The sequence below is a fragment of the Cellulosimicrobium sp. RS genome, from assembly GCF_046159675.1.
Classification (GTDB): domain Bacteria; phylum Actinomycetota; class Actinomycetes; order Actinomycetales; family Cellulomonadaceae; genus Cellulosimicrobium; species Cellulosimicrobium funkei.
In genome coordinates this window covers 1-17,781 of record NZ_JBJXVU010000009.1, presented here as the reverse complement: position 1 = coordinate 17,781, position 17,781 = coordinate 1, and the positions used below count along the sequence as shown (strand labels likewise).

Annotated in this window: 11 protein-coding genes; 1 reads left to right on the top strand and 10 read right to left on the bottom strand. The window is 74.9% G+C overall.

The window, feature by feature from the left end:
- Position 1 precedes the first annotated feature (1 nt).
- From ACI769_RS14230 to ACI769_RS14195, 8 genes are all read right to left on the bottom strand, one after another.
- On the bottom strand, positions 2-2,410 hold the full coding sequence (locus ACI769_RS14230; protein ID WP_409141780.1) for a S9 family peptidase: 2,409 nt from the start codon (positions 2,408-2,410) through the stop codon (positions 2-4).
- A 55-nt stretch (positions 2,411-2,465) separates the two neighbouring features.
- On the bottom strand, positions 2,466-4,187 hold the full coding sequence (locus ACI769_RS14225) for a PQQ-binding-like beta-propeller repeat protein (protein ID WP_409141779.1): 1,722 nt from the start codon (positions 4,185-4,187) through the stop codon (positions 2,466-2,468).
- 21 nt (positions 4,188-4,208) lie between these two features.
- Complete coding sequence (locus ACI769_RS14220; protein WP_409141778.1) at positions 4,209-6,092, bottom strand: hypothetical protein; 1,884 nt, start codon at positions 6,090-6,092, stop codon at positions 4,209-4,211.
- Between the two features lie 149 nt (positions 6,093-6,241).
- On the bottom strand, positions 6,242-6,961 hold the full coding sequence (locus tag ACI769_RS14215) for an ABC transporter ATP-binding protein (protein WP_021483127.1): 720 nt from the start codon (positions 6,959-6,961) through the stop codon (positions 6,242-6,244).
- The gene (locus ACI769_RS14210) at positions 6,948-8,012 is read right to left on the bottom strand and encodes an ABC transporter ATP-binding protein (RefSeq protein ID WP_021483128.1); all 1,065 of its coding nucleotides are present in this window, start codon (positions 8,010-8,012) and stop codon (positions 6,948-6,950) included. The genes ACI769_RS14215 and ACI769_RS14210 overlap by 14 nt, the downstream gene beginning before the upstream one ends.
- Positions 8,009-9,403: a branched-chain amino acid ABC transporter permease gene (locus tag ACI769_RS14205; protein ID WP_232322680.1), complete on the bottom strand. Its 1,395-nt coding sequence runs from the start codon at positions 9,401-9,403 to the stop codon at positions 8,009-8,011. The genes ACI769_RS14210 and ACI769_RS14205 overlap by 4 nt, the downstream gene beginning before the upstream one ends.
- Positions 9,400-10,458: a branched-chain amino acid ABC transporter permease gene (locus ACI769_RS14200; protein WP_043657230.1), complete on the bottom strand. Its 1,059-nt coding sequence runs from the start codon at positions 10,456-10,458 to the stop codon at positions 9,400-9,402. The genes ACI769_RS14205 and ACI769_RS14200 overlap by 4 nt, the downstream gene beginning before the upstream one ends.
- Positions 10,459-10,572: 114 nt before the next feature.
- Positions 10,573-11,826: a branched-chain amino acid ABC transporter substrate-binding protein gene (locus ACI769_RS14195; RefSeq protein ID WP_043657227.1), complete on the bottom strand. Its 1,254-nt coding sequence runs from the start codon at positions 11,824-11,826 to the stop codon at positions 10,573-10,575.
- A 652-nt stretch (positions 11,827-12,478) separates the two neighbouring features.
- Here ACI769_RS14195 and ACI769_RS14190 point away from each other — a divergent pair.
- Positions 12,479-12,682, top strand: a complete 204-nt coding sequence (locus ACI769_RS14190) for a cold-shock protein (RefSeq protein WP_009861351.1) — start codon at positions 12,479-12,481, stop codon at positions 12,680-12,682.
- A 107-nt stretch (positions 12,683-12,789) separates the two neighbouring features.
- On the opposite strand, the gene ACI769_RS14185 is transcribed toward ACI769_RS14190, so the two are convergent.
- Together ACI769_RS14185 and ACI769_RS14180 are read right to left on the bottom strand one after the other, a co-directional pair.
- Positions 12,790-13,536 (bottom strand): hypothetical protein, encoded by a 747-nt coding sequence (locus tag ACI769_RS14185; RefSeq protein WP_085387112.1) that lies wholly within the window; start codon positions 13,534-13,536, stop codon positions 12,790-12,792.
- A 245-nt stretch (positions 13,537-13,781) separates the two neighbouring features.
- The gene (locus tag ACI769_RS14180) at positions 13,782-17,597 is read right to left on the bottom strand and encodes a TM0106 family RecB-like putative nuclease (RefSeq protein WP_409141777.1); all 3,816 of its coding nucleotides are present in this window, start codon (positions 17,595-17,597) and stop codon (positions 13,782-13,784) included.
- Positions 17,598-17,781: the final 184 nt, after the last annotated feature.

Below are 17,781 nucleotides of genomic sequence, written 5' to 3'. Positions count from 1 at the left end.
GTCACCGGTCGGCCAGCCCGAGCACGTCGAGCACCCACGCGTCCTCGTACGCGACCTCGCGCCAGCCCTCGTAGCGGCCCGAGACCCCGCCGTGCCCGGCGTGCATCTCGATCTTCAGCAGCGCGGGCGCCCCCGCGGCGCGCAGGCGCGCGACCCACTTCGCGGGCTCGACGTACAGCACGCGCGTGTCGTGGAACGACGTCACGGCGAGGATCCGCGGGTAGTGCGACGCGTCGTCGGGCACGTTCTCGTAGGGCGTGTACGTGCGCATGTACCGGTAGACGTCGGGGTCGTGCAGCGGGTCGCCCCACTCGTCCCACTCGACGACGGTGAGCGGGAGCGACGGGTCGAGGATCGAGGTGAGCGCGTCGACGAACGGCACCTGCGCGAGCACGCCCGCGAAGAGCTCGGGCGCGAGGTTCGTCACCGCGCCCATGAGCAGGCCGCCCGCCGAGCCGCCCTGCGCGACGAGCCGCTCGGGGCTCGTCCAGCCGGCGTCGACGAGGTGCCGCGCGACCGCGACGAAGTCCGTGAACGTGGTGCGCTTGGCGAGCGTCTTGCCCTCGTCGTACCAGCGGCGCCCCATCTCGCCGCCACCCCGCACGTGCGCGACGGCGAACACGACCCCGCGGTCGAGCAGCGACAGCCGCGAGATCGAGAACCCCGGGTCGATGCTGATCTCGTACGACCCGTAGCCGTACAGCAGGAGCGGCGCCGGCTCGGCGCCCGTGCCCGTCGCGTCCAGCCCGACGGCGTCGCGCCGCCACACGAGCGACACCGGCACCTGCGTGCCGTCCTCGGCCGTGGCCCACTCGCGGCGCTGCACGTAGTCCGCGGCGTCGTAGCCGCCGAGCACGGGCTGCTGCTTGAGGAGCGTGAGCTCGTCGGTCTCGACCCGCAGGTCGTACACGGTCGACGGCGTGACGAAGCTCGTGTAGCTCAGCCGGACGTTCGGCTGGTCCCACTCGGGGTTCGCACCGAGCGCCGCGGTGTACAGCGGCTCGTCGAACGCGACCTCGTGCACGTGCCAGAGGTCGGTCGCGGGCGCCGGGGTGTCGCCCGTGCGGATCGGGGTGGGCAGGCCCGCGGGCCGCGGCGGCTCGGGGCTCGCGAGGTCGATCACGCCGACCCTCGACAGCGCGTCGCGCCGGTAGGAGACGACGAGGTGCCCGGCGAACGCGTCCACGGCCTCGAGCCGGGTCGCGGGGTCGTGCGGCACGACGACGGTCGCGTCGCCCGGCCCGGCCGAGACGTCGGCGGCACCGGTGACGACGAGCTCGAAGTTCTCCGCGCCGTCGTTGTGCAGGACGAGCAGCACGTCGCGCCCCTCCCCCGCGCGCCGCTCCCCCGCGCGCCGCTCCCCCGCCCCGCCGAGCACGGGGTCGGCGACCGGATTCTCGTCAGGACGGTCGCCGACCGCGTGCTCGGCGGTCGGGAACCACGTGCTCGGCAGGACGGCGTGCTCGACCGTGTACTCGACGCCCTCGCGACGCGGCCAGACCACTCGCGCCTCGCCCGTCGGGTCGTCGGCGTCGATCAGCCACGTCTCGGACGTGATCTTCGAGCCCACGTCGATCTGCACGAACCGCTGCGAGCGCGAGACGCCCACCCCGACCCAGAACCGCTCGTCGGGCTCCTCGAAGACGACGACGTCCTGCGTCGCGGGCGTGCCCACCTCGTGGCGCCACACGCGCCAGGGCCGCCACGCGTCGTCGACCGTCGGGTAGAACACGTACCGCCCGTCCGGGGAGAAGACGGCGCCGGGGAACGTGCCCGGGACCTCGTCCACGAGGTCGGTGCCCGACTCCAGGTCGCGGATCCGCAGCGTGTAGCGCTCGTCGCCCACGACGTCGACCGCGTACGCGAGCCGCGTCCCGTCGGCCGAGACGTCGAACGACCCGAGCGAGAAGAACTCGTGGCCCTCGGCCTCGACGTTGTCGTCGAGGAGCACCTGCTCGCCCGGCACGGGCACGCCCGGCTCCAGCACGGGCGGCACCCAGGCCGACGGCGCGTCGCTGCCGAGGCTCGCGTCGATCGGGGCGCGGGCCCGGATCGGGTACTGCGACCCCTCGACCGTGCGCGCGTAGTACCAGTGCGCGCCCTGGCGCACCGGGACGGACATGTCCGTCTCGAGCGTGCGGGCCTTGATCTCCTCGAAGATCCGCTCGCGCAGCGGCTCGAGGTGCGCGAGGCGCGCCTCGGTGTACGCGTTCTCGGCCTCGAGGTGCGCGACGACCTCGGGCGACTCCTTGTCCCGAAGCCACTCGTAGTCGTCGTCGACCGTCTCGCCGTGGTGCGTGCGCGGTGCGGGACGACGGGGGGCGACGGGCGCCTGCGGCGTCTCGGGCGCCTCGGCCACCTCGGGCTCGGGAGGAGACGGCGTGGCGGGCTGCGTGAGGTCGTCGGGCATCTCGCCAGGGTAGTGCCGCAGCCCGACGACATCAGCGCGTGAGCGTCGGTGCACCTCAGCCGAGGAGGGCGACCGTCTGCCCGTCCCAGCGCAGGAGCCGTCCCTGCACCGGGAGGAGCCCGCCCCAGCCGCCGTCGAGGTCCTCCGACCAGACGACCGACCCCGACGACAGCTCGAGGGCCACGACGCGCGAGCTCGCCCCCGTCGCGGGGTCGACGAGCACGAGGAAGGCGCACCGCCCGTCGGTGAACGCCTGCGTCACCACGGCGCCGTGACCGCGCTCGCCCGCGAGGTCGTCGACGAACCGCGACCACGTCTGCTCGCCCGACAGCGCGTCCAGCCCCAGGACCGTGCTCGCCGTCCCGACGACGGCCGTGCCCTCCGCGACGACGTACACGGCCTCGGGCACGCGGGCGCCGTCGAACGTCCACAGGCGCGCGCCCCGCTCGTCGAAGGCGCGCAGGGCGATGCCGTCGCGCACGAGGAGCACGCCCGGAGCGGGATCGTCGGTCGCCTGCGGGTCCAGCACCTCGCCCGGCACGTCGAGGAGCGGCGTCCCGTCCGGGTCGAGCACGCGGTCGGCGCGCAGCGCGCCGTCCGACCCCTGCCGGTCCGCGTCGACGAGGAACCGCCCGCCCGCGAGCGGGACCGCGCCGTCGGTCGGGGCGTCCGGGTCGTCGAGCCGCTCGCCGTCCGGCAGGAACGACGCCGCGACGCCGCACCCGCCCACGTCGACCAGGGTCTCCGTCGCGACGAGCAGCAGCCGCTCCGGGTCGACGTCCTCCCCGCCGGTCTCGGCGTCCCACGACGTGCACGACCACGGGACGTCCTGGAACGGCAGCTCGCGCCGCCAGCGCACCGCGCCCGTGGCGGCGTCCTCGAGCGTCACGACGACGTCCCGCCCCGCGACGCCGTCGACGGACTCGCCCGCACCGGGGTCGACGGCGACAGGGGCACCGCTCGGCTCGCCCGGCTCGCCGACGCGCTCGGCCCGCACGAGGCCACCGTCCGGGCCGGGGACCAGCAGCGCCCCCGCCGTCTGCGCCTGCCGCTGCCCCACGACCCGCCCCCGGGCGTCGAGCACCGTCACGGTCGCGGTGCCCTCCCCCGGCCGGGGCGGCGGGCTGACGTCGTACCAGGACGGCGCGACCCCCGACCCGGCGACGCACACCACCGTGCGCGACGGCACGGCCGACCGCTCCCACGGGCTCCACGACCCGCACACGGCCTCGTCGCCGCCGACCGGCACGCGCCACGCCTCGGCGCCCGTGTCGAGGTCGAGCGCGACCGCCTCGTCGCCGTTCACGGTGACGAGCAGGCCCGGGAGGAAGGCCGTCCCGCGGTCCGCCGCGGCGGGGGCGCGCCACTGCTCCGTCGGGGCGGTGTCGAGCGCGCGGACCGCGCCGCGCGCCGTCTCCAGCCGCTCCTGCGCGTCCCGGCTCGTCGCGGCGTCGACGACGAGCATCCCGCCGACGACGAGCACGACCACCCCGGTCGCGACCGCCGCGGCCACGACCCGGCGGCGGCGGCCGGGCACGCGCGGCGCCCCTGGCGGTCCGGGCGGAGCCCCTGGCGGAAGCGCCCCCGGACCCGACGCCTCGGGCGCCGACGCTCCGGGAGGCGGTGGAAGGGTCGTGCCGCGCGGCACGGCGTGCGGTCCGCCGAGCAGCACCGGGTGCGGCGCGTCGAGGAGGTCGAGGTCGTCGTCGACCCCGGCCGTGTCGACGAGCTCGAACGTCCGGCGGCCGTCGCCGCCGTCTCCCCGTCGGAGCGGCACCCCCTCAGCGTAGGCCGGTCGTCAACCGAGCCGGGCGATCTCCGACTGCCCGATCCGCAGGAGCCGGCCCTGGAGGGGAACGGGCCAGGAGCCCTCCTCCGGCCCGACACCACCGGACCACGCGACGTGACCGTCGGCGAGGTCGATCGCGAGGAGCTCCGTCCGCCCGTCGTCCTGGTAGGCGAGCAGGATCGCGCGCCGCCCGTCCGTGTAGGCGGTGTCCATCCAGCTGACGCTCCCGCCGGCCGCGGCCTCGACCGTCTCGCGGTCGAGGGACCAGCGCACCGTCCCCGAGGTCGCGTCGAGCCCGGTCATCCAGCCCGTGCTGGAACCCCCGGACACGACGACCGTGTCGTGCGTGGCGACGAGCACCGCCTCGGGCGCCACCACCTCCGACGAGCGCCACAGCTCGCTGCCGTCACCGTCGAACGCGACGAGCTCCCCCTCGTACCGGGCGAGCAGCGGGGCGTCCGAGCCGTCGGTCGAGCGCGGTACGAGGAGCGGGCCGGGCGGCTCCCAGCGCACGGCTCCGTCCGCCCCGAGGATCGCGTGCCTCGCACCACCCGGATCGCCCGCTGATGTGAAGCCCCAGCCGTTCCCGTTGCCTCTCGGGTCGCGGTAGTACGTGCCGTCGGCGAGCGCCACGACACCGTCGAGCGGGTCACCGACCTCGTCGAGCCGTTCGCCACCGGGCGTGAACCAGGCCGTGACGCCGCAGCCCTCCACACGGACGAGGTGGGTCTCGGACGCCGCCCACAGGTTCTCGAGCTGCGCACGGACCGTCTCCGTGCCCTCGGTCTCGGCCCACTCGACGCACTGCCCGGCCCCCGCGACGAACGGCACATCGGCCTCCCACCGGACGTCACCCGTGAGCGCGTCCTCGACGCGGACGACGGCGGGTCGTCCGGTCGGGAGGTCGGCGACCTCCCCGGTGGTCGGGTCCTGCTCGACGACCGCGCCGTCGCCCGCCGGCACCTCGCCGACGCGCTCGGCCCGGAGGATCGTGCCGCCGGGCCCGGGTGCGGGCGTGCCGCCGTCGGACGTCGTGTCGCGGCGCCCGAGCACCTCGCCGTCCGCGGCGAGCACCGTGACCGCCCAGTCCGACGCGAGGACGCGGCCGGTCGCGGGATCGAACTGCAGGTCGGTCTCGCCGCCGAGGCCGACGGCGTCCGACACCGGCGCCACGCAGGCGAGCGTCGAGGCTGGCTCGCCGAAGGGCAGCGACCAGAAGAACAGTCCCCCGCAGGACGCGTACGCGCCGACGTCGACGCGCCAGCGCTCCCCCCCGTCGTCGAGCGAGCGGGCGACGGCGGTCCCGTCCTCGACCGTCACGACCGCCCCGGGCAGGAGCGCGAGCCCGCTGGAGACCTCGACGTCGGCCGTCCAGCGCTCGACGGGCGCGTCGGGCAGCGGCTCCAGGCCGCCGGGCGCGGCCCGCAGCCGCTCCACGTCGGCACGGCCCTGCCACGCGTCGACCGCGAGCATGCCGCCGAGCACGAGCGCAACCCCCGCCGCGACCCCCGCGACGACCGCCGCAAGCCGTCCCCGCCGGGGCGGTCCACCCTCGGCCGGTCCACCCTCGGCCGGGTCGCTCTCCGCCGGGTCGCTCTCCGCCGGGTCGCGCTCTGCCGGGTCGTTCTCGGCCGGGTCGTCGTCGACCGACGCACGCCCGGGCGGGCCGTCGGGTCCCGCGGGACCGTCCGTCGCCCCGAGGGCGGCACGGACGCCCGCCGTCGCGCCCGGCGTCCAGGTCGTGCCCCCCGTCGCGCCGGACGGCACGCCGCGCGGCCCGCCCGGCGAGGCCAGGCCCGGGCCGCCGAGGGCGTCGTCGTCCGCGTCGACGTCGTCGGACTCGACCAGCTCGAAGGTCAGTCGGTCCCGGGCGTCACGTCGTCGGAGCGGCACGCGGCCAGCCTAGGGCAGCGCGCCCGGCGGCGGACCCGCCCCCGGCCGGGCCCGCCCCTGGGCGCGCCTAACCAGGCCGGACCGCCCCCGGCCGCGCCCGACCCGGGCGGACCCGCCCGGAGGCGCGTCCGGCCGGGACGGCGTGCCCGTCACGCGACGCCGAGGTACGCCTCCTTGATGCTCGAGTCCGCGAGCAGCTCGCGCCCGCCGCCGCTGCGCACGACCTCACCCGTCTCGAGCACGTACGCGCGGTGCGAGCGCGACAGCGCCTGCTGCGCGTTCTGCTCGACGAGCAGCACCGTCGTCCCCTGCGCGTTGATCTCCGACACGATGCGGAAGATCTGCTGGATGACCATGGGCGCGAGCCCCATCGACGGCTCGTCGAGGAGCAGCAGCCGCGGCCGGGCCATGAGCGCGCGCCCGATCGCGAGCATCTGCTGCTCGCCGCCCGACATGGTGCCGCCCACCTGCTCCTTGCGCTCCGCGAGCCGGGGGAAGAGGTCGAAGACGCGCTCGACCGTCTCGTCGTGCTCGGCCTTCGACGCGAACGTGCGCGCGTACGCGCCCATCTCCAGGTTCTCGACGACCGTCATCCCGGGGAAGATGCCGCGGCCCTCGGGCGCCTGCACGATGCCCTCGAGCACGCGCAGGTGCGCCTTCATCTTCGTGATGTCCTTGCCGTCGAAGAGCACCTTGCCGCGCGCCACCGGGCGGATGCCCGAGATGGCGCGCATCGTCGTGGTCTTCCCGGCGCCGTTGGCCCCGATGAGGGTGACGAGCTCGCCCTCCTCGACGGTGATCGAGATGCCGCGCACGGCCTCGATGCGCCCGTAGGCGACCGTCATGTCCTGCAGCTCAAGCAGGGGCATGGCCGCTGCCTCCTTCGGTGGTGGGGGCCGCGGGCCCGACGCCGTCCGGGCCGGCCAGCTCCTCGTCGGGCACGCCGAGGTACGCCGCGACGACCTTGGGGTCGTTCGTGACCTCGTCCGGCGTGCCGTCCGCGATGACGCGCCCGAACTCGAGCACGACGATCCGGTCGGTCACCCCGCGCACGAGGCGCATGTCGTGCTCGATGAGCAGCACGGTGTACCCGTCGTCGCGGATGTGGCGGATGAGGTCCATGAGGGACTCCTTCTCCGCCGGGTTGAAGCCGGCCGCCGGCTCGTCGAGGCACAGCAGCTTCGGCTCGGTCGCCAGCGCCCGCGCGATCTCGAGCCGACGCTGGTCGCCGTACGAGAGGTTGCGCGCCTTCTCCGTCGCCCGCCCGCCGACGCCCACGAACTCGAGCAGCGCGAGCGCCCGGTCGATCGCGTCCCGCTCCTCGCGCCGGTGCCGCGGCGTGCGCAGCAGCGCGCCGGGGACCGACGTGCGGTGCCGCGCGTCCGACCCGACGACGACGTTCTCCAGCGCCGTCATCTCGTTGAACAGGCGGATGTTCTGGAACGTGCGGGCGATGCCGCGCTGCGTGATCCGGTAGCGCTTGAGCTTGCCCACCGGGGAGCCGTCGAAGACGACCTGCCCCTGGGTGGGCCGGTAGACGCCCGTCATCGCGTTGAACGCGGTCGTCTTGCCCGCGCCGTTCGGGCCGATGAGCCCGAGGATCTCGCCGCGCCGGATGTCGAACGTCACGTCGTCGAGCGCGACGAGGCCGCCGAACTGGACCGTGACGTTCTGCATCTGGAGCAGCGGCTCGCCGACGCGCGCGTGGACCGTGCGGTCGGGCGCGACCATCGCGTCGACGAGCTCGGGGTTGGCGAGCTCGGGGCGCACGTCTGCGACGTCGACGACCGCCGGCTCCTCGAGGACGGCTCCGGGCATGTACAGGTCGGCACGCGAGGAGTCGGCGCGGCCCGACGACGCGAGGTGCTCGTCGCCGTGCTCGCCGCCCGCGCCGATGCCGCCGGGGTCGTGGGTGCTCATCGGGTCTCCTCCCCGGTCGTGGTGCCGTCTGCGCCGGTCCCGGTCGTCGTGCCCGTCGCGCGCGACGCGCGGGAGCCGCCCGACGCCGTGGCGACCGCCGGGGAGCCCGGGCGGGCGCCGTCGTCGGACCCGCCCCGCGTGACGGCCTGCGCCGCGCGTCGCGCGGCGACGTAGAGCTCGCGCCCGTAGGCGAGGAGCTTCTGCCGGACGGGGAGGAGCCCTTGCGGACGGAAGATCATGAGCACGACCAGCGCGATCCCGAAGAACAGGTACCGGTAGCTCGCGATCTCGTTGCCGTTGATCGGGATGCCGAACAGCTCCGTGCGGCCGAGGAAGAAGTTCGGCAGGTACACGATGATGAACGCGCCGAGGATCACCCCGAGCTTGTTCCCCTGGCCGCCGAGCACGACGGCGCACAGGAAGAGCACGGAGTTGATGACGTTGAAGTTCGTCGGGATGACGAACTGGACCTGCCCGGCGTAGAGCGCGCCCGCGACACCGCCGATCGACGCACCGATGACGAACGCCCACAGCTTGAAGCGGAACGTGGGGACGCCCATGATCTCGGCCGCGTCCTCGTCCTCGCGGATCGCGACCCAGGCGCGCCCGACGCGCGAGCGCTCCAGGTTCCCCACGAGCAGCAGCGAGATGACGATGAACACGAGGCTCAGCCAGTACCACCACACGCCCGAGTTGAGCGTGCCCGCGGCGTTCCCCGCGGAGAAGACGCCGTTGGGCAGCTCCTCCGTGACGCCCACCCGGGGGTAGGCGACGCCGCGCAGGCCCTGGCCGCCGCCCGTCAGCTCGTCGAGGTTGTCTGCGAGGAGGCGGACGATCTCGCCGAAGCCGAGCGTGACGATGGCGAGGTAGTCGCCGCGCAGGCGCAGCGTCGGCGAGCCGAGGATCAGCCCGGACAACGACGTGATCGCGACCGCGATCGGCAGCGCCGCGAGCCACGCCCAGTCCTTCGACAGCCACTCGTCGGTCTGGTTCCACGGGCTGTCGGGGCTCGTGAGGATCGCGACCGTGTACGCGCCGATGGCGTAGAAGCCGACGTAGCCGAGGTCGAGCAGGCCGGCCTGGCCCACCACGACGTTGAGGCCGATGGCGATGAGCGCGATCATGCCGAACTGCGCCATCACCCCGCCGAAGTTGGTGCCCACCGTGGTGAGCACCGGGATGTTGAGGATCGGCACGAGCGCCAGGAAGATCAGGAACGGGACGCCGATCGCCCACTGCGTGGGCCGGGCCTGGGCGTCCCACCACAGGCGCAGCCGGTCGCCGACGCCGCTGTGCGGCCGGTCCTTCGTCGCGACGCGGCCGGCGGGCGGCATCGCGGTGGGGCGACCGCCGTCGGGCGCGGGGCCGGGTGCAGGTGTCGAGGTGCTCATGCGCGGGCCCTCCCCAGCGACTCCCCGAGGATGCCCGTCGGGCGGAACATCAGGACGATGATGAGGAGCGCGAACGCGACCACGTCGCGCCACTCCGTGCCGAACACGACCTGGCCGTAGTTCTCCATGACGCCGAGCAGCAGGCCACCGAGCAGCGCGCCGCGCAGGTTGCCGATGCCGCCGAGCACCGCGGCGCAGAACGCCTTGATGCCGAGGATGAAGCCGCCGGAGTAGATGATCCCGTTCGGCACGCGCAGCGTGTAGAGCAGCGCGGCCGCACCGGCGAGGATGCCGCCGATGAGGAACGTCAGCATGATGACGCGCTCGCGCGAGACGCCCATTAGGGTCGCGGTCACCGGGTCCTGCGCGACGGCGCGGATGCCGCGGCCGAACTTCGTCCGGTTGATGAACATGTCCGTCGCGAGCGCGAGGACCAGCGCCGACAGGATGATGACGAGCGTGATGTTCGTGACCGGCGCGCCGCCGATCGTGAACTGCACCTCGGGCTGGACGAGCCGGATCGGCTGCTGCGCGTTGACGCCGCCGAGCGTGCCGCCCGTGAGCTTCGGCAGCACGAAGTGCACGAACTCCTGGATGATGAACGACATCCCGATCGCGGTGATGAGGAAGACGAGCGCCGGTGCGCCGCGCCGTCGCAGCGGCCGGTACGCCACGCGTTCCAGCCCGACGGCGGCACCGCCCGCGACGAGCATCCCGCCGAGCATCGCGATGCCGAGGTAGAGCACCGTCAGGGCGATGCCCTTGTCGTACGCGTTCCCGCTCGGGTAGAAGCCGAGCAGCATGAGCGTCGCGTACTGCCCGAACATGCCGAGCATGAAGACCTCGGAGTGGGCGAAGTTGATGAGCCGCAGCACGCCGTAGACGAGCGTGTAGCCGACGGCGACGAGCGCGTAGATCGCGCCGTAGGTGAGGCCTTCGATGGTGAGGCCCCAGAAGTTCCGGGCGAGGCCCGCGATGTTGAAGTCGATGAGGGACTGGTGGACGAGGGGGCCGGCGGTCGCGCTGTGCATCAGCGCGTCAGCAAGAGCGGGCATGACGCTCCCTGGTTCGTTCTCTGGGGTACGAGGTCGTGGTCCACGACGGGCGCCCCGCCGACCGGTCCCCGCGCGGGGCGGGGACGTCGGGGCGGGGCGCCCGTCGTCGTCGGACTACTGGACCTCGTAGATCCAGATGAGCGCCGAGGCGAGCTCGCCCGTGTCGTCCCACTCGTAGGCGCGGGCCAGGCCCTCACCGGAGTAGTTCGCCACGTAGTCGATCAGGCCCGCACGGTCGGTCACGCCCGAGGCGATGCCCGTGAGCATGATCGTCGCGAGGTCGTAGCCCTCGACCGAGTACACGCCCGGCGCCTGGCCGTTCGTCTCCTCGTAGGTGGCCGCGAAGTCCTCCGGGGCCGGGCCGCACGGGCAGGAGAGGATCGCGCCCTTCGACGCGGCACCCGCCTGCGAGACGAACTGCGGGTCGTTCGTGCCGTCCGCCGAGACGAACGGGATGTCGACGCCGCCGTCGCGCAGGCCCTGCACGAACGGCGCGGCCTCCGCGTAGTAGCCGGCGTAGAAGACGGCGTCCGCGTCGGCGCCGGAGATGATCTGGACGGCGGCCGAGAAGTCCTTGTCGCCGGTCTTCACCTCGGCGGCGCAGTCCTCGTTCGCGGCGTCGCCCAGGCCCTCGGTGATCTGCTGGGCGAGGCCGATGCCGTAGTCCGAGTTGTCGGAGACGACGCAGACGCTGCCGAAGTCCTTCGTGTTGACGAGGTACTTCGCGACCGACGGGCCCTGGACGGCGTCGTTGGCGAGACCGCGGAAGAAGTTCGTCCAGCCGTTCGTCGTGAGGTCGGGGTTGGTCGCCGACGCCGTGAGCGACAGCAGGCCCGCCTGGTTGAACACGTCGCCCGTGGCGGCCGTCTCGCCCGAGAACGCGGGGCCGAGCAGACCGAGCACGCTCGCGTCGCCGACGATCTGCGGCGCGACCTGGGTCGCCTTCTGCGGGTCGCCCTCGGTGTCGAACGGCTTGAGCGTGACCTGGCAGCCCGGGTTCGCCTCGTTGAACGCGTCCACGGCGACCTGGGCGCCGTACTGGATGTTGAGGCCGAGCGCGGCGTTCGGGCCCGTCAGAGCTCCGGCGACCGCGATCGAGGTGCCCTCGGCGCACTCGGCGCTGCCGTCACCGGCGGGGTCCGCCGGGTTGCCGGCCGCGGTGGCCTCGACCTCGGCGCCGTCGATGTCGATCTGGACCGACGGGACGATGCTCAGGTCGGCCGAGCCGCCGCCGTCGTCGGTCTCGGTCGACGTCCCGGTCGTCTCGTCGCCGCCGCCCTGGGACTGGGGACCGCAGGCGGTGAGGACGAGGGTGGCCGCGAGGAGCAGGGCGGCACCCCCGCTCGCCCGTCGTGCTGTGCGATGCATGCCAACCTCCGTGGTCCTGATCCCCGCGGAGGCAGCCAAGCCGCCTCTCTCCGCGGTCGATCGCTGAATTCAACACTGAATTGCGTGCTGAATAGTGACACAGGTCACCCGGGGACGAAACCTCCCCGCGGTCGCGCCGTCCGGAGCCCTCCGCGGCATCTCGGAGGGCTCCGGACCCACGAATCCGCGGGAGGGGGCGCCTCCGCGTTCCTGGGTGACGCGAACGTAGGCGGATCGGGTTTCGTGGGACGCAGGGAGTTGTTACCGACTCGTAACGCAAGGGTCTCGTTTCGTTCCGTGAACGGTACGAACGTCCCGTTCTGAGCCCTCGACGCGCTCCCCGGCGACGCTCTCCGGGCACCTCACGGGGAGCGCCCGGGGACCTTCCGGGCGCCTCCCCGCGCGCTCCCGGCACCCGCCACCGCGGACGCCGCGGGGGTCGGCACAACAGCTCGCGGCAACCCATGGCCAAGAGGGGGCCTACCATGTACGGTTGTCTCCGAGATTGCAGTGCCTCGCTTGTCCTCGCGTCGACGTGACCGCCACCCGGCGGGTGCCCGGCGGACCTTGTTACCCAAGAGTTGACGACGAACACCGTGATGTACTCCCCTGCGCCCGCGGGGGGTGTTTCCACACTCTTGAAGGAGTAACAATGGCTACCGGAACCGTGAAGTGGTTCAACAGCGAGAAGGGCTACGGCTTCATCGCCCCCGAGGACGGCTCGGCCGACGTGTTCGCGCACTACTCCGCGATCCAGTCGCAGGGCTTCCGCACGCTGGAGGAGAACCAGCGCGTCGAGTTCGACGTGACGCAGGGCCCGAAGGGCCCGCAGGCGGAGAACATCCGCCCCGTCTGACCCGATCTCCTCGGTAGCGGCTCGCCGCACCGATCGATCGTTCCTCGAGTGCCCCCGACCCTCCGGTCGGGGGCACTCGTGCGTTCCGGGCAGCGAGGCGGGGGGCCTCAGAACTCGCCGAAGCCGCCGAAGTCGTCGAAGCCGCCGCCGTCGAAGCCGCCGTCGGTACCGCCCGCGGGGTCCCCGCCCGACGCCTCGACGGCGCCGCCGTCAGCGCCACCCTCGGCGGCGCCCGGGTCTTCGCCGGCGCCCGGGTCCTCGCCGGCGGCCGCGTCCTCGGCCACGGGCTGGCTCGGGTCGGCGAACGCGGGCCCGAACAGGGCGTTCGCGACGGCGGACCCGATGACGACGCCCGCGATCGTGCCCAGCAGGCTGGACCCGACCATCGCGCCGAACCCGGGGCCCGTCTGGCCCCGGCCCGCGAACGTGCGCTCCAGCGTCCCGGGCTGCCGCATCTCGGCCCGCGTCGCCATGCGTGCGAGGTCCTGCGGGGCGTCCGACGTCGCCCGCTCGCCCGCCGGGACCTGCTCACCGAGCTCGGCGAGCACCTGCCGGCGCTGCTCCGGCGTGAGCCGCGCGAAGGCCTCGGCGTGCGCCTGCTCGACGGCGTCCGGCGGGGCGGTGCGCAGCAGGTAGCGGTAGCGGTCGATCGCCACCTGGTCCGGCGTACGCTGCCCGGCCGCGGGCCGAGCGTCCTGCGGGGCGCTGCCGTACGCGGGCTGCTGGGCCGGGTACTGCGTCGGGTAGGGGTTCGCGGGCTGCGTCGGGGGCTGGGCGCCGTAGGGGCCCGTGTGCTGCGGCGCGCCGCCGTCGTCTCGCGGCTCGCGGCCGAGGAGCCGGTCCAGGAATCCCATGGGTCGTCCTCCGGGGGTGGGGGCGCCGAGCGGTGCGCTCGCGCCGGGGTCGTGGCCGGGTACGGCTCACTCCCCGACCAACGACGCGCACCGGCCCGTGGTTCCGGCGGGTGCTTCCGGTGCGGACGGTTCCGGCCGGAGGCTCCGGCGGGTGCTTCCGGTGTGCACGGTTCCGGCCGGATGCTCCGGCGAGGGCTTCCGGTGTGCACGGTTCCGGTGGCCCCGCGGCCGGGCACCGCCGCCCGTCAGGACGTGAGGGCCAGGAAGGCGCCGAGCTCCTCCAGACCGCGGGCCGAGCGGGGCAGCGTGTCGGTGAGCCCGGGCGAGCGCACGACGACCGCGCTCCACTGGGCGCGCGACACCGCGACGTTGAGGCGGTTCCGGGACAGCAGGAACCCGAGCCCGCGCGACGCCTCGTGCCCGGACGACGCCGCGAGCGTGAGGATGACGACCGGAGCCTCCTTGCCCTGGAACCGGTCGACCGTCCCGACCTCGACGTCCGGGTAGCCCGCGTCGCGCAGGGCACCACGCACCGCCCACACCTGCGCGTTGTACGGGGCGACGACGAGCACGTCGCCCTGCCCGAGCGGACGCTCGTGCGCGACGCCGTCGACCGTCGTCGTCCAGGACCGGCCGAGGACGTCCGCGACCTGGCGCACGACCTCGGCCGCCTCCTCCGTCGAGCGCACGGTGCTGCCCGCGTGCTCCACGAGCACCTGCCGCACGCCGGGCGCGACGCCGTCGAGGCGGCGGGCCGCGGCGAGCGGGTGCGCGCGCAGCCGGTCCTCGTAGGAGAGCGTCGAGACCGCCGCGGCGAGGTCCGGGTGCAGGCGCCACGTGGTGGCGAGGAAGTAGCCGCGCTCGGGGGGCAGCACGCCGTGGCCGTCGGCGAGCCAGGCGAGCGCCGAGCGGTCGACGGGCTCGGGGTGGCGGCCCTTGCTGACCTGCGGGAGCTGCTGCGGGTCGCCGAGCAGGAGCAGGCGGCGGGCCGCCCGCGCGACCGCGACCGTGCTCGCGAGCGAGAACTGGCCCGCCTCGTCGACGACGAGCAGGTCGAGCGTGCCCGCGGGCAGCCGTTCGGCGGCGAAGTCCCACGCGGTGCCGCCGACGACCCGCGGCCCCGGCTCGGTCGCGAACGCGGCGAGGTGGGCGCCGTCGAGCTCGGCGTACACGGCGCGCGGCGACGGCCCGTCCGTCGCGAGCTTCTTCGCGACGAGCTCGCGCGGCACCCCCGCGCCGAGCACGACCGCGCGCAGCAGGTTCTCGACCACGGCGTGGGACTGCGCGACGACGCCGACGCGCCACCCCTGCGCGACGAGCCGCGCCACGACCCGCGCACCGACGTACGTCTTGCCCGTCCCGGGCGGGCCCTGCACCGCGAGGTACGAGTCGTCGAGCCGCTCGACGGCCGCCGTGACCGCGTCGACGACGTCGTCCGCGACGGGCGGCAGCGCGCCGCCCGTCACGCTGCCGACGCCGTCGGCTGCGGCGGCTCCGCCCGGGGCGACGTCGGGTGCGGCCGGACCGGCGGGCACGAGGCGCGGCGGCCGGCGCAGCAGCAGGTCGGTCGCGGCGTCCTGCGGGAGCGAGCCCGTGGCCCGCCACGTGGCGAGGGCGCGGCGCGCGGCCTCCTCGGTCGCGGCCTCGAGCGGCTTCGTGCCCAGCCCCGGCGACGGGGTGAGCGCGACCGGGGTCGCGTCGAACGGTTCCGCGCTCGTCGGGAGCTGCTCGCGCACCACCAGCACGTCGCGCTCGCCCGCCGGCGTCGCGCGGCGCCCGGCGTCGAGGATCACCCCGCCGGTGAGCCAGCCCCGCACGCCGTCGACGGCCGTGCGGGCGCACGGCGGCAGGGGCGGGTCGTAGAGCACGAACGGGGCGACGCCCACGCGCAGGTCGCTGCCCTCGGGCAGCCGTCCGACGAGCGCGAGGCGCCGGGACCACGTGCGCCGCCCCGGCTCGACCTCCCACCCCGAGACGACCTCGGCCTGCTCGACGAGGAACGCGTTCCGCCGCCCCAGCCACTCGTCGGGCGGGAGCGCGAGGCGGGAGTAGTGCTCGTGCCAGAACGGCTTGGCCTCGCGCCGGTGGTACCCGGCCGCCGCCCCGTACATCGCGAGAGCCTGCTCGTCCGCCGTGCGCCGCGCGCGGTCCTCGCCGACGGCCTGCCGGATCTCCTCCTCCAGCAGCACCGCGGAGGACCGCTCGCGCTCCCCGGCCCCGGTCTCGGTCTCGGTCTCGGTCTCGGCGAGCGCACCGGTCGTGGCAGCCGCGGCGCTCGCGGCGCCCGGGCCCGCCGCCACGCCGGTCGTCGTGGCCGTGCCAGCCGTCGTGGCCGCGGCATCGGCGTCGCGACCCGCGGTCCCGGCGACCGCCGCGGCCGCCTCGCGCAGCCACGCGGCGAGGCGCAGCGTCGACACGCAGTCGTACCGGTTGTAGTCCGCGATCCCCTGCAGGAGCTCGGCCGCCTCCTCGCTGCGGCCCGCGTCGCGCAGGGCGGTGTACTCGGCGTACGCGACGACGGACGCGGCGCCCGTGGTCACGTCGCCGGTGCGCAGCTCGTCGCCCATGTAGAGCGGCTCGAGCTTCTTGATGGACCGCGAGCGGTCGGACACGTGCAGCGCCTGCCGCACGACGGCGTACAGGTCGACGAGGACGCCGTCGCGCAGGAGGTCGTCGACCTCCTCCTCGTAGACGCCGTGCCGCGCGGCGATCGCGAGCAGGTGCGCGCGCTCGTAGTCGGCGTAGTGGTAGACGTGCAGGTCGGGGTGGACGCGGCGGCGCGCGTTGACGTGGTCGACGAACGCGACGAGCGCGTCCCGCTCCGCCGCGAGGTCGTGCGCCCACAGGGCGTGGAACGGCGGCCGGTCCTCGGGCGTCGCCGGGCGCTCGACCCACCCGAACAGGTAGTCGATCCCCCAGCTCGTGCCGCCGGCGTCCGTCCACAGCGGGTCGCCCTCGAAGTCGAAGAAGAGGTCGCCCGGGCTCGGCTCCGGCAGGGCGAGCACGGGCGCCGGGTCGTCGATGCGCCACGACAGCTCGCGGGGCCCGGACGCGTCGGCCCACACGACCGTGCCGTCGGACGGGCCGGTGCCGAGCTGGAGCCCGGCCTGGCGCCGCACGCGCGCGAAGGTCGACCGACTCATCCCGGCCGGGACCGGCGTCTCGTCGGTCGCGGCGGCGAGCTCGTCGATCGTCCGGATCCCCGCCGCGTGCAGGGCCGCGCGCTGCGACTCGTACACGCCACCGACGAGGAGCACGTCCCGGCGCGCCTCCACCTGGGCGCGGCAGTCGGCGCAGCGCCCGCACGCGCGGACCGCCGGGTCGTCCCAGGGGGCACGCCCCTCGCGCGCGACGTGCTCGGTCGTCAGGCGCACGAGCCGCTCGCGCCGGTCCCGGTAGACGGGCAGCAGGTCGGCCAGGCGGTGCGACGTGCGCTCGCGCGTGCCGAGGACGAGCGAGACGTCCGGGTCCACGGGGACGCCCGCGGCGAGGAGCTGGTCGCCGTAGGCCGCGAGCTGGAGCAGGGCGGGGACCTTGGCCCGGCGCGCGAGCTTGGCGTCCACGACGGCGTAGCGCGCCGCGCCCGCGTCGTCCGTGCCGGTGCGCACGAGGAAGTCGGCCCGGCCGTGGAACGCGCCGTCGAAGAAGGCGGCCTGGTGCACGACGTCCGCCCCCGCCTCGACCGCGGCGAGCGTGCGCGCCTGCGCGGCGACGAGCTCGTCCCACGAGGTGCCGCGCGGCGGCTCGACGTGCACGACGCCGCGGCCGGTCGCCGGGTCGAACGGGCCGTGCTCGGCCTCGTAGCCCGCGAGCACCGCGCGCTCGTGCCGGGCGCCGAGCTCGGCCGTGCGGGCGAGCATCGCGTCGTCGCCCTCGTCGCGGCGGGGCGTCCGCCCGAGCTGCTCGTCGAGCCAGCACAGGAGCCGGTACTCGCAGTCCGCGGCGACGACGAGGTCGCTCGCGGACAGCACGAGCGCCTGCTCGCGGGGTGGCGCCGCGCCGGCACCGGCCCGGTCGGCCACGGTCGCGGCCCGCAGCACCGGCTCGTCGACGAGGAACACGCACACCTCCGGTTCGGGACGGCCGCCGACGGCCGTCGCCGCCGACCGTCCGTCGGTCTGCGTCCGTTCTACCAGCGGCCACCCACGCGTCCGCGCCACCCCTCCGCACCACCCACCCGCACCGCCGCACCCACCGACGACCCACCGGCCCCCCGCCGACCACACTCCACCGCCCGCCCGCCCG